Source organism: Streptomyces sp. NPDC056486 (assembly GCF_042795295.1).
Lineage (GTDB): Bacteria > Actinomycetota > Actinomycetes > Streptomycetales > Streptomycetaceae > Streptomyces.
Genome location: NZ_JBHTSF010000217.1, coordinates 1 through 12,534, shown reverse-complemented (window position 1 = coordinate 12,534; position 12,534 = coordinate 1). Strand labels below are relative to the sequence as shown.

The 12,534-nt window shown below is 65.3% G+C and carries 9 protein-coding genes and 1 pseudogene; 7 read left to right on the top strand and 3 right to left on the bottom strand.

Annotation, left to right across the window (positions count from 1 at the left end; all coding sequences use genetic code 11):
• Window positions 1-205 precede the first annotated feature (205 nt).
• The 3 genes and pseudogenes from ACFQ7F_RS42120 to ACFQ7F_RS42110 all read left to right on the top strand — a co-directional run.
• Entirely contained in the window at window positions 206-763 is a 558-nt protein-coding gene (locus ACFQ7F_RS42120; protein ID WP_383283563.1) for a GNAT family N-acetyltransferase, read from the top strand.
• Between the two features lie 433 nt (window positions 764-1,196).
• Window positions 1,197-1,607: a hypothetical protein gene (locus tag ACFQ7F_RS42115; RefSeq protein WP_383283560.1), complete on the top strand. Its 411-nt coding sequence runs from the start codon at window positions 1,197-1,199 to the stop codon at window positions 1,605-1,607.
• A 234-nt stretch (window positions 1,608-1,841) separates the two neighbouring features.
• Window positions 1,842-2,111 (top strand): annotated as a pseudogene (locus tag ACFQ7F_RS42110) (HNH endonuclease); the annotation flags it as partial.
• Window positions 2,112-2,629: 518 nt separating this feature from the next.
• Here the strand turns inward: ACFQ7F_RS42110 and ACFQ7F_RS42105 are convergent.
• Window positions 2,630-2,755, bottom strand: coding sequence for a hypothetical protein (locus tag ACFQ7F_RS42105; protein ID WP_383283558.1), 126 nt, complete (start codon window positions 2,753-2,755; stop codon window positions 2,630-2,632).
• Window positions 2,756-3,235: 480 nt separating this feature from the next.
• Window positions 3,236-3,391, bottom strand: a complete 156-nt coding sequence (locus tag ACFQ7F_RS42100) for a hypothetical protein (protein WP_383283555.1) — start codon at window positions 3,389-3,391, stop codon at window positions 3,236-3,238.
• Between the two features lie 1,132 nt (window positions 3,392-4,523).
• Between ACFQ7F_RS42100 and ACFQ7F_RS42095 the strand changes: the two genes are divergently transcribed.
• From ACFQ7F_RS42095 to ACFQ7F_RS42080, 4 genes are all read left to right on the top strand, one after another.
• Window positions 4,524-5,552, top strand: coding sequence for a sensor histidine kinase (locus ACFQ7F_RS42095; RefSeq protein WP_383283552.1), 1,029 nt, complete (start codon window positions 4,524-4,526; stop codon window positions 5,550-5,552).
• Window positions 5,549-6,280: a response regulator gene (locus tag ACFQ7F_RS42090; protein WP_383283549.1), complete on the top strand. Its 732-nt coding sequence runs from the start codon at window positions 5,549-5,551 to the stop codon at window positions 6,278-6,280. The genes ACFQ7F_RS42095 and ACFQ7F_RS42090 overlap by 4 nt, the downstream gene beginning before the upstream one ends.
• 949 nt (window positions 6,281-7,229) lie before the next feature.
• Entirely contained in the window at window positions 7,230-7,379 is a 150-nt protein-coding gene (locus ACFQ7F_RS42085) for a hypothetical protein (protein WP_383283546.1), read from the top strand.
• 4 nt (window positions 7,380-7,383) lie between these two features.
• A complete protein-coding gene (locus ACFQ7F_RS42080; RefSeq protein WP_383283543.1) occupies window positions 7,384-9,729 on the top strand; it encodes an XRE family transcriptional regulator in 2,346 nt (781 codons plus the stop codon).
• Between the two features lie 374 nt (window positions 9,730-10,103).
• On the opposite strand, the gene ACFQ7F_RS42075 is transcribed toward ACFQ7F_RS42080, so the two are convergent.
• The gene (locus ACFQ7F_RS42075) at window positions 10,104-12,326 is read right to left on the bottom strand and encodes a DUF262 domain-containing protein (protein ID WP_383283540.1); all 2,223 of its coding nucleotides are present in this window, start codon (window positions 12,324-12,326) and stop codon (window positions 10,104-10,106) included.
• Window positions 12,327-12,534 lie beyond the last annotated feature (208 nt).

Here is a 12,534-nt window from a genome sequence, read left to right as displayed (position 1 = left end):
GGCCACTGCGGTGGAACAGGTGCTCGACCTGCTAGGCGGCCGACTGCTGGAGGGCTTCTCCCACCGCTGGCAAGCCTGATCCTGAGTTGTTGTCGACGTAACGGCCGCGTCCCCACACCCGATTGCAGCCAACCGCTGGTAGAGGCTTGAACGGCTGTTGCGAAGGGCCCACAGATAGGGCAGGCCTGCTCTCTATGATCGCGGGGTGTCTACGTCCTTCCTTGCCCACGGCCCTCGAGTGGCGATACGCCGTATCTGTGACCAGGACTACGAGGAGATCACCGCTCTGACCCGGGCCAGCGCCAAGTTGCACCACCCCTGGGTGCCCAGCCGCGCGGGTACTCGCGCAGAGTTCGAGTCCTACCTCGCGCGATTCGAGCAGCCCACCCACGATGGATTCGTTGTCTGTCTGCGGCAAACCGGGGAGATCGTCGGCGGGGTGAACATCAACAACATCGTCCGGGGGTCTCTACAGAGTGGGGCTTTGGGCTACGTCGCCTATGCCTCGACCACGGGCCGCGGCTACATGGCTGAAGGCCCGGATCTCGTCATACGGTTTGCCTTCGCCGACCTGGGGTTGCACCGGCTGGAAGCCAACATCCAGCCGGCGAACAAGCCCTCGGTGAAGCTGGTTGAGCGCCTGGGGTTCCGACGCGAGGGCTACTCTCCCGCCTTCCAGCTTGCAGATGGGTTCTGGCAAGACCACGAGCGATGGGCGATCACCAGCGACATGGTGCCTCCGGACAGCACATCCTCAAGATGAGGATGCTTCCGACAGCTCCGGATAGACCACAGGGTCTCCGGGCCGGGCGTCACAGAGTTTCGAGGGCTGCCGCCTCAGCGAAGGTGCGCACCTCGATGATCACCATCGCCCGACTCCAGAACGGGGGCCCTCATCGGAAGACTTCGGCCATACGAGATACCGATTTACTAAGGTCCAATCGCCTCTGGTCACAACAGGGAAACAATGGTGCAGCTGCCCCGTTGAAGTGGAGCAGACTTTGCGCACTTCGACTGTTCCTTTCAGGGGGATCATGCGTCACGTCACCACGGCACCCGCGCTTGCAGCGGTCTGCTGCCTAAGCCTCACCGCCTGTTCCGGCAGCGATGACAGAAGTGATTCGCAGCCAAGTCCGCGCCCCGCGCTCAAGTTGGGGCAAGGATCCGACACCGCTGGGGTTTACGGCAAAGGCACCGTGAAGATCACTGCAGATAGCGTCGCCTACGTAGAGAGAGCCGGCTCATCCACCCCGGAGCGTGATCTCTTCGCCGTCCTCAGGTACGACGCAGCAAATCGGTCCAAGACCCCGGTGACAAGCACGGCCGACACGGGTGGCTTCCGATGGAAGACATCCGACGGGCATACCGTCAAGGCGGGCAACACCACGGCTGCACGAGGGGTAACTGCCCTCGGATCCAGTAATGAAGGTGGAGCAACCGTGCCACCCGAGGTCTTTATAACCGACACAGTCGCGTTCGACATCACTACCGACCAGAAGGGAGCCACCCTCATCTACGTCGACGGCGACGGCGTCACGTCTCGCTGGAAGATCCCTCCCACAAGTTCAGGATCTACTGCCTCCGCGCTGGAGTCCGACCTGCAGTAATGCCGCATCACCAGCGTCGCTGACGCGCGCTATGGGCTTCGCCCAACCAGCACGCTACAACGCCTCATTCGACTCACCCGACACTGGCCCGCAGTCGCCGACTCGGCATCGTCCGCCTTCACAACCTCGCGCCGCCGGGATATTCCCGCCCTGTACGGAACAACCTCTGGACAGGTACTCCGGAATATCGCGCATGTGGAATGACGCCTCCCGCCAGTCGGGGCCAAGGACTGGACGGCGGCCGAGCGCCAGGCCTACGCCAACGACCTCGGCGACGAGCGGGCATTGATCGCCGTCACGGCGAAGTCCAACCGCAGCAAGGCCGACAAAGACCCCTCGACCTGGATGCCCCCGGCCGAGGGCAACCAGTGCGACTACGTGAGCCAGTGGGTCGCCATCAAGACCCGCTGGAAGCTCGCCATCGACCCCAGCGAAGAAGCTGCCCTCGCCGAGAACGCCACCCGCTGCCCCAACACCCCGGTCAAGGTCCAGCTCGCCCGATAGCCCGGGGTAAGAGCCTCTGCCGATAGACGGCGCGCCGCCCAGCGGATGTGGGCTGCACCGAGACCTCGTCACGCAAGGACAGCCCGGCCGCGCTACGCGGTCAGAGGCGACGCAGCGCTCAAGGGCTGCCGACTGAGCGATCAACCGATTTGCGCGTCTACTTTCAAGTCTGCGCGCATCGCGGTACGAACCGCGACGAGGGCCTCGTGATACTCGTTCGTCGACCGGTGGTACTCCTCTGACCCCGGCACGGCCCCGTCCGCAATGTCATCCCGAAGATTGCGCACCGCTCTGAACAACTCCACCGCCGGTGTTGCCACAATCTCCGGCGCCAAAATCTCCATCTGGTATCGCGGGCCGTAGCAGGGGAGGCAGGCGGTCCGGACAGCGTCAGCCCGCTCGGTATGGGATGCCTCGGTGTCCCGCGCCACCTTCCTTACCTCGTTCCGTGCCTCGGTCAGTGTCGCCAGGAACGAGCCGTACAACTCTCTTCGAGTCGTCCGCCATTCGGCCTCGCGCTATCGGCGATACCGCTGTTCCTCAAGTGCGTGCTCGCGACGGTCCCTTCGTCGTTCGACAAGCAACGCCGAACCCATGGCGATGACCGCACCCACCAACGTGCCTACCAGAGTGGTCCAGTTCATGCCCCGACCGTAGCCACACACATGCAGAGGCTGAGATGGCCGACTACCGGAGCCGCGCGCTGTTCCCGCCACCCCTCTTTTCCACAGCTACGTCCACATCGTCCTGCCCGGCTCATCCCCGGCTGAGGAATGCCGAAGCCCCATCACAGATGGACGCCGCCCGCGCCGCGACAGTCCGCATCATCGACGGCCGGGGCACCGTCAACGCCCAGGCCTGGCGCGGGAGGCGTTCATGGTCGAGGAAGTGCGCCTCGAAGACGGTGCGTTCGGCGTGGGGGGCCAGCGGTCCTTGGTCTTCTCCAGGCTCGCGGCGGCGATGTCCCCCAGGGACAGTTCGAAGTGATCGGCCAAGGCGGCGACCGCGCCTCACCCCCGCCCCAGAGATCGAGGCGCCCGAGATCAGCCAGGGGAGAAGTCGAGATGTAGGAGGGCGTGCCATCCCGCCGACAGCTCGCGGCCCACGGCCAAAGAGCAAGGCGGCTACCTCTGGGAGTTGTCGTCCTTCAGCATCAGGTACAGGAAGGCAACGACGGCTACGGCCACCGAGATTGCCGCACCTAACGCAGGGTTGGTGTAGGCGGCGTAGCCGACGATGACGGCTGAGATGGTGAGGAGCAGAAGAGTTCGGGCGTCCATAGGGCAACCACTCCTGTGGTTTCGGAGGGCCGTCAAGAACAAGTGAGAGTGGCATGGTGTCCGGTGGCCGGGACGCGCTGCGTGCGCGGTCGGGTTAGTAGGGGCCCGAGGGTTTGCCGGCCTCGCGGATCACGTCGAGGAGCATGTGGTCCCGTAGGTTGCTCGGGCAGCTGGCTCAGTAGCGGTCGTTGCCTAGCCGCACACCATCCTCCATGGGGTGAGCTATCAGGTCGTCAGCCGTCGACCGTCATTGCACCGTCATCGTTTGGACGTACAGGTGGACCCCAAATACGGTGCCGAGCGGATAGCCACTGCGTGCGGTTGCGAGCACACTGCTGGCATCCAACTATTCCCAGCGGCAGAAGGAAGTTGCTGTGTGCGAACCTGTGGTTTCTGTCCAGCGAGTCGGCCTACCAGATGCCGTCGAAGGCCATCTGGCTTGGGGGGTCCTCGCCAGCCACAACTGTGTCGTCGTTCCCGGGCCTTTAGATTGGTTACATGAGGGAGAGATCCCTTTAGAGGTGTTGTTGGCGTCGTCCCGCAGGAGTGCGCCTGGCTTCGTCGAGCGGATTAAACCTGAAAGCATCAGGATCCTGGGACTCGCCACGCACCCGAAGGGTGCGGCTGCTTTTCTTGGGCTGACACAGGATTCTCGCCATACTCCTTTCAGGGAAGAATTTAACAAGCGGGAGTTCGAGGCATCGTTAGATTCAGACTCGGACGTGTGGACCGCGCTCGAGCGAGCCCGGGCAGTTCCGGGCGGAATCCGGGAACTGATCCCGGATCAGGTCCTACCACAGGTCCGAGAGTGGGAAGCCATCCTCCAGCGCAATCTGATTCACGATGACAGCCAAAGGACACCCGAAGAGATCAGCGGATGGATATGCAAGTCTGTACCGTGGTGTAATTGTGCGGGCCGGTGGTGGGATTAGTGGCGCCCCGAAACCACCAGTGGCCGCCTCGCCTGGACATAGCACTCGCGGCCGTTTTATTCGCACTCGATCTGCTCGTTAATCAGGGCCCCCGCCCTGGCGACACCGCCCCCCAGTGGGCCGTGCCGCTTTATGCGGCCGTGGGCTATCTACCACTAGTCTGGCGGCGGCGGTTCCCAGTCCCAGTGCTACTGATTGCCGTGGTACACAACCTGCTGGCTTGGCTTCTCGTGTCCGGCTACGTGCCGATGTTTCACGTGTGGCTCGGCCTCTACACGGTCGCTTATCAGTGCAGCCATCGCACAGCGACACTTGGGCTGTTGTCAGCCTTGGCACCCACCGCGCTCAACATCATCGACGAAGTTCGAATCGCTACACCGGACAACCGTACTGACGCGTTCGCTGTGGCGACCGTCGTCGGCATGATGATTAACCTTGCCGTTTTCGGGGCGGGGCGGTGGGCCGCCTGGATGGTGCGGCACCGCCATCTCGAGGCTGAGCGGGCCGCCGCTGATGCGGTAGCAGCCGAACGCAGGCGTATCACTAGGGACTTGCACGATATTGTGGCGCACGCCGTCAGCCTCATAGTGCTCCAGGCAGCCGGAGCGGCGCGCGTTTTACGCAAAGACCCTGGCCGCGCAGAGGTGGCACTGCAAAACGTCGATGAACTCGGGCAGCAAGCGATCGTCGAACTGCGTCGAATGCTCGACCTCCTCGCCGACAGCTCCGACTACCCCTCATATTCCACGGCGCAACCCCTCCCTCGACTAAGGGACATCAGCGCGCTACTGGAGCGCATGCGGGCCAGCGCAATGCGGATAGAACTGAATACCACCGGAGACCCGGTTCCCCTGGCCCCTGGGGTAGACTTGTCTGCCTACCGAATCGTGCAGGAAGCACTCACCAACTCCACTCGGTACGCCGATCCAAACCAGCCAATCCACGTGCAAGTGCGCTGGCATCCCGGGGAATTGGAGATCCAAATACGCGACCACGGACCAGTCGTCCGAAGCTCTGCAGCACATTCACTCTCCACCGGCCAGGGACTTCTCGGCATGCAGGAACGGGCCGCCGCAGTCGGCGGTCGCTTCCATGCTGGCCCGCACCCAAACGGCGGATTTCTAGTGACGGTCACCTTCCCCGTCACAAGAACACCGGCACCGGTAGCCGCGCCGGGTGAGAATGACAGTGAACTACGTCGGATGCCAGCAGCAGCACAGCAGCCATGACAGCCGAGAAAGACGAGCGCACACGTGTCCTGCTCGCAGATGACGAGCCGCTGGTGCGTGCCGGCCTGTCAATGCTCCTACATGCCGAAGACGACCTCGTGATCGTGGGCGAACTAGGCGATGCTACTGAGGCCGTCGAACAGGCCGCGCAACTACGCCCAAACGTAATCGTGATGGACGTACGCATGCCACCAGGCACGGACGGTGGCGTCGAAGCCACTCGTAGGCTCACCGACGATGCATTCATCGACAATACCGGCTACACGCCGGCCGTCCTGGTACTGACAAGCTTCAACGACGATGAGGCCGTCTATGCCGCACTCCGTGCCGGCGCCTCCGGGTTCATGCTGAAGCACGCTGCGCCAAGCGAACTCGTAGCGGCCATCCGAGCCGTAGCAAACGGCCACGCCTGGCTCCACCCAGCGGTGACCCGGAAGTTACTGAACGACTTCGCAACCCGCCCCCGTCTCCCACTCCCCACTCTTGAGGAGATGCAACGCTTGACCCCGCGGGAACGTGAAGTGCTGGCATTAGTTGCGCACGGATTCAGCAACGACACGATCGCCGAGTATCTCGTCCTCGCCCGCGCCACGGTCAGAACGCACCTGGGGCGAATCTTGGTCAAACTCGGCCTGGACAGCCGCGCACAGGCGGTAGCTGCCGCCTACAAAAGCGGCCTGGTACGGCCCGATGACCAGCCGCCGAGCCAGCCGACCAGAAGACCGTAGGCATCCTGCAAGTGTGGCGTGAGGCCGTCGCATGCGCCCCGGTCCCCCAACGTCCCGTGGCTCATGCCCCAGCAACTCGGCATCTCGCCCTGCAACGCACACACCCAGGACAGTCACCGACTACACCACCCGCGTGTTCTTGACCTTCGCCTACCGCACGTTCACGGCTCCTCCCTCCTCTACACCACAGCCGCACCGGCAGGCTCTCCCACCGCACCGCAGTCGGAGACCTCCACCAGCTGACGGCGTCGGGCGCGGCCAGCGCACGCCGGCCACCCTCGCCTGCACTGGCGCCTCAGCCAGAAGGTCAACAACTGTTCGATCCCGACTGGCGTCAGCGTCGGCACAACCGGACGGTGTAGCTGGTCCGGGACCAGGCGGGGCCTGGTGGGCGTCGGGCGCTGGGCGGGCGGGTGTTCCGTCATCGTCTGGGACGGAGAATCGTGATGAGCGCGACGGGGGTTCCCAGGCTGTGCCCGGGAACCCCCGCTCGAGTTGACCGGGCGCACCCCAAATGCGCCGTGGTCGAGGTCCCTTGTGCATCTCCAAAGCGGGATCCTGCGATCCAGGGTCGGTGATGCGGTGTCAAGGAAGCAAATTGAAGTCCGGACAAGGATGCAACATCGGCGCGCTGGGGCGAGTGCGGTCACGCGTTGGACGGCACTGGCCTGCCCGGACGGCATGCCAGTCATGATCGGGACATAGGTGAAACAGAGCGTGGATGTCTGGATTCCGGTTGGTTTTCGGGATGTTGGGTGCGGCACCATTCCTGGTGTGCGGCACCGGCCAGGCCCCAAACCTGTTGGTGCGCATCGCGCGCAACTCCAAAGCACCTAGCGCGGGGGCGTGTTGACACGCTTCCGGAAAAGGATGATCCGTGTATGCAGAGCTGGCCTGTGTATGGCCTGGAATGCCTCGGCGTCTGCCGCAAGGGCGGACTGTCGTCACCGTGATCGTGGTGGTGGCCGTGATCGGGGTATCGGTTGTCTTTCTGCCCTGGCAGGACCTGCTTGCAGCGTTCATCGTCGAGGTGGCCGCTGCCTGGCTCCTGACGGTGCTGCCGGTGCCCGGCTCTCGTCGCCGTCGCGTCCGCTCGTGATCCGATGGGACACGAGCGCGAGCTGACTGCCCGGGCCGTGGAGATGACCGAGGTGGCGCGTCAGCTTCGTCTGATGCGCCACCTGGCCGGCCTCACTTACGCCCAGCTGGCCCGGGCAACGGGTCTGAGCACGGCCCAGCTGCATCGGGCCGCGAACGGCTACCGGACGCCGTGGCCGGTCGTCGAGAAGTTCAGCCGCGGCTGCGGAGTCGACCCGCGCGCGGTCCAGGAGCACTGGCGGGAGGCGATGGCGGCTCCCGAAAGTGTTTCCTTCGGTCTCGACCGGGTCAGAGGCATCACAACCTTTGACGAACTGCGCGAGGCGATGCAGGAACTGCTCAGGGCCAGTGGCCTGAGCCTGCGCGAGCTATCGCAGCGCGCGCCGGCCGGAACACTGCCGCGGACCACACTGAACGAGGCGCTGCGGGGCAAAGCCCGCCTGCGCAAGGATCTTGTTCTGGCATTCGTCGGGGCGCTGCGGCTGGGTTCGGAGCAAGAAGCCGCGTGGTCGGATGCGTGGAAGCGGGCCAGCCTGAACAAGTCGGTGCGGCAGCAGGTCGTGCAGGTCCTGCCTTCGCCCCATCTTCTTCGGGCCCTGTCGGAAATCGACATGCCGGAATGGAACTGTCTGGCCGAGCTGGTGGACAGTGCGCTGGACGGGCAGAGCCGCCAGGCGCATGGCACCGGGACGGCTGAAGGCGCGCCCTTGGAGGTGTCCATCACCTTTCACCGGGACGCTGAAAGACACTGCAGCGCGATCGTAATCCGGGATCAGGGAGCAGGCATGGACAGGTCGGAGCTGCTCGACTCGGTGCGCCTGAACTGGGCAGGCGGCGGCCGGTCGCTGAGCGGGTTCGGATTCAACATCGCCACACGGCGTCTGGGCTCGGTCGTCACCGTGCGCACCGCCCGGCGCGAGGATACGGCGTGGAGTGTGCTGAGCCTGGATCTGCGGGCCCTGGCCCGCGACACGCAGTGGAGGGTACAGCTGCGTGTTGAACCCAAGCAGCGGCAGGACGAGCACGGCACCGAGATCACGATCAGCGAGCTGCGTGACCCGCGTCCACGGCACATGCGCCGACTGCGCGACCGGCTCGGCGATGTCTACAGCTACCTCATCCGGGAGGATCGGCTGCGCCTGACGTTGGACGAGTACCTCGTATCCCCCCGGCTGCCCTGCGCCTGGGACGCCGCACGACGTGTCCAACTCCGCGAAGGCCCAGTGGCAGCCCGGCAGGAGGTCGACGTCACGCTGGCAACAGTTCAGCAGTGCCAGGCCTGCGGGGCATCGGCCTCCTTCGACGCCGACATGTGCGGCGAGTGCGGCAGTCGCCGCCTGATCCCGCTGGCCCGCCGCGTGTGGGGATGGCTCGGAATCCAGCGCTACCTGCACCCCACCGACTACGGCATCGACTTCTACCGGCACGGCCGCAAGATCCTGGCCCGGGACAAGAGCCTGTTCGCCTGGACCGACGACGACACCGGCACCGTGCAGCCCGAGTACCCCGCCGACCTTCCCAACCAAGGACGCATCATCGGGGAGATCCACTGTGACCACGTCCCGGTGTCCTGGTCCAAGGACTCCTTCGCCACGGACAGCTCACCCTGGCGTGGCGTCGTGCATGTCATACGGGGCCAGGGCCCCCTGAGTACTGTGCACGGCCAGCGCCTCGGCTATCCGGTCAACACCAGTCCGCTCGCCGTGCTCTTCAGGGCTTACCGCCGAAACGATCCGGGACTGAGATGGCTCGTGCCCGGCGACGGCCAACGGGCCATCCACGAACAGACCCGGCAGTGGGGCCAGGCCTTCCACCGCCTGCAGCCTGAGTTTCAGAGCGACCAGGTCTGGTACGACGCCGCGGCTGCGCATGACGCACACCGTCTGCGCCCTGCCCGGGAGGGCCAGGCGGATCCTGCCTCGCCAGCCCTCTTCGAGCAGTTGCAGCAGGAAGCCCGGGGCAGCAACGCCACCGGCCACAGCCGCTCTCCACGCGCGCCGCAGACTGTCGTGCGCTGCGAGTACCTCTTCGAGCGGGAGGCCCGAACGAACAAGGACGGCCGGGTCAGCTACCGGGCCACGGGGCAGCGCCTGCGGGTGAGCAACATCGGCACTGGCCCGGCAGACCACCTGCGCATCGGGATCGAACCGGTCGGCGACGGCACTTGCCCCGTCATCTTGAATGCGCGCGGCGACGGATCCGTGCTCGAGGTCGGCCGGCTTCTTGGCCGCACTCACGTCGACTTCCCGGTCGCCCGGACGTGGGGTACAGCTCCCACCGCACGGCTCACCGCGAACTGGGAAGAAGACGGAGTGAAGTTCCAGGAGATCCAGTCCATCAGCTGGAGCTGACTCACCTGGCAGTCTGCCGTGACCGCTCATCCCTCGCGTTCATCGGCTCGCGGCTGATGCGTATCCGGCCCGGCTTCCCCTTCCGGTGCCGGGCGGGCATCGGCCCGGTCAGCGCGCGGACAAGGGGGGCGGGTGCAGCACCCTCATCACCCCAGTCCCCGTCGGCCAGGACAGCTGCCAAGCACGCTTGTTCTGCGCGGAGTTGCCCGGACCGGTGCCTGGTGCGTGCTGTGACGAGCCAGGGCGCCGGTCTTGATGCGCTCGCTGTCGACCGTGTTCTCTTCCCAGGCAGCGGGGCGCGGAATACGCGCTGTCGCTGCTGGGGCCCTGAAGCTGCTGCGGGTGCGCGGGACTGGCAGGAGATCTGGGAACAGCTAAAGATCTCCTGCGGCTACCGCTTGGTCCCGTAGTGTGCGCAGACTGACCCGTTCGCCTGCTGTGTTCATAATGTGCCACTCGCTCATCCCCTGGCAGGTCTTGGTGCCCCGCACGACGGCGCCTGCTTCGTCCGCCCGCCCGTAGGGGGTGCCGCCGGTCTCAGTGAGCACAATGCCGCCGTCCTCGTCGATGGTCGCCCAGTGGTCGACATAGCGGTAGGTGAGCACGATCCGGGTGCCGGGCTTGAGGACACCGGCGTCCAGCATCTTGGCCACGTCCGTGTGGCGGCGCCTCGAGGCTGCCGCGCGCCGGGCCGGTGGCCGGCGCCGCGGCTTATCCGGCATTTTCGGCGCCTGTTGCAGTATCGGCTCGACACACTCAAACCCGAGGCTCTGCGGATCCCAGATGGTCCGAAACAGGCGCAGATAGAGCTCTTGGCGGGTCTGGATGACGGATGTCATCGACTCGTTCGGTCCGAACGAGCGCAGCAGTCTGTCGAGGTGGTGGGTCCTGATGAATTCGCGCAGCCGCGGGTTGCGCCGGTCGTAGCCGGGGGCGATGACGCCGAGGAGGATGTTGCTGCGGGGGTACATCGGGGCCTTCTCCGGCAGCGGCAGGTCGTTGATGCTCGAGTTCTCGCGGCCGTCGAGCAGTCCCAGGCCGCCAAGCTGGTTGCGCAGGCTGCGGAAGACGACGGGGTTGGGGATTTCGTCGGCGGCCCGGTGGGGATGGTTGGCCCACAGGTGCTCGATGTGGAAGCGGTCGGGGTCGAGGAAGGCGAGTACATCGTGCGGGCGCTGGCAGGAGTGGTCCACGAAGGACGCGGCCCGGGCAAGGAGGTATCTGATCTGGTGGGAGTTGTTGCCGCGCAGCCCCAGAGTGACCGCGTCGTTCACGGCCAGGCCGTCTTGCTGGATCAGCCGGCCCAGAATCAGGGCGACATCGGCGGGGGTCTGGCAGGTGCGCAGCAGCGGTACGAGGGTGTGGTGGATGAGTTGGTCGGAGTCGGCGGACTGCACGGGCAGGTCGTGCAGGATCCTGAGCACGTACCAGCGGTCCAGGTAGGCGGCGACCAGGCGGCTCTTGGCCTTGGCGTCGGACAGCAGGTCGTCGGGGCCGATGGCGGCGAGGACAGCGACGCTCTGGGCTCCCAGGCCGTTGCGCTCGTTGAAGAACACCGCCTCGAGTCCGTCGCCGTCTTTGAGGGTGCGGCTTGCGGCCAGGACCGGGCGGAACAGGCGTGCCGTCTTCAGCAGGTCCTGGACGAAGCGCGTGAAGTTGTTCTTCTGTCCTTTCGCCAGTCCAAGGTGCTGGGACTGGCGGCGGACCCAGACGTTGAGGTTGGTCTCGATCTGGCGGCGGTCGTCGTCCTGGCCTGTGCGGGCGTGCCGGGCCAGGAGGAAGGCTTTGATGAAGCGGGAGACGGCCGAGGCGTCCTCGCGGTCGGTGGCCAGCTCCCGGAGCATCTGCTGCCACTGGGCGTTGAGCTGGTCCTCGTCCTCGCCGACGTTGGACAATAGGTGGCTCTTGAGGAGGTCGACCGCGGTGAGGCGGGCGCCGCGGTCGTTCATCGTCTCGAACATGCGGTAGCCGTGGTCGGAGTCGGCGGCCCGAATGCCGACCAGGGTGATCCGGTCCAGGAGCCACTCGGTGAACCGGGGCAGGCTCTCGGCATCGAGGTCTTCGGCGAGTTGTGCTTCGATCTGCTGGCTGCGGGCCCACAGATTGCGCCGGGACAGCGAGTCCCCCCGAACAGGTTCGTAGGCGCGTCCTTCGCTGACCGCGCGCAGGACCGGTTCGTGGTCGCTGATGGCCACGCAGAACTGGCCGCGGTCGGTGGTGATGACGCGGCTGAGCTGTTCCGCGATGCGGTGATGCTCCGGTTCCTGTGCCATCAGGCGCAGCTGGAGCAGGATCAGGTGCAGAGTGACGAACCGCTGCTGGCCGTCGACGAGACAGCGGCCGCTCTTCCCCGGCTCCTGCTCCTGCTCGTAGTAGACGAACGGCCCCAGGAAGTACTGCGGTGCGGTCCCGGGGCGGCGCAGATACGCCGAGTTCCCCGACCAGTCCTTGAAGGAGTCGCATAAGTCGCGTAGCAGGGTGCGCACTTCGTCTTCGCCCCAGGTGTAGTCACGCTGGTAGTAGTCAACCTCATAGGTCACTTCACGAAACAGCTCCCGCAGACTGAAACCGCGGGACTCGATCTCACTTGTGCCCATGCCGGCCCCTCCCCCGCCCCGCCCCCTGCCGTATCTCCATGCTGCCAAGGCGGCCTGCAGCCGTACAGACACCCTGCAGTACGAAGGCAAACCTGGCAGGGGCCCGGCTTAAGGCCCTAGGCCGTGTCTTCAATGTAGTTGCGCGGGATGATGGGCATTGTGAGCCGACGCTATGAACTGACCGATGAGGAATGGGAGTTGTTACGTC

Coding starts and splice junctions, on each gene's coding strand:
- ACFQ7F_RS42105 (WP_383283558.1), bottom strand. CDS start 2,755: ATGAACTGGACCACTCTGGTAGGCACGTTGGTGGGTGCGGTCATCGCC.
- ACFQ7F_RS42100 (WP_383283555.1), bottom strand. CDS start 3,391: ATGGACGCCCGAACTCTTCTGCTCCTCACCATCTCAGCCGTCATCGTC.
- ACFQ7F_RS42090 (WP_383283549.1), top strand. CDS start 5,549: ATGACAGCCGAGAAAGACGAGCGCACACGTGTCCTGCTCGCAGATGAC.
- ACFQ7F_RS42080 (WP_383283543.1), top strand. CDS start 7,384: ATGGGACACGAGCGCGAGCTGACTGCCCGGGCCGTGGAGATGACCGAG.
- ACFQ7F_RS42075 (WP_383283540.1), bottom strand. CDS start 12,326: ATGGGCACAAGTGAGATCGAGTCCCGCGGTTTCAGTCTGCGGGAGCTG.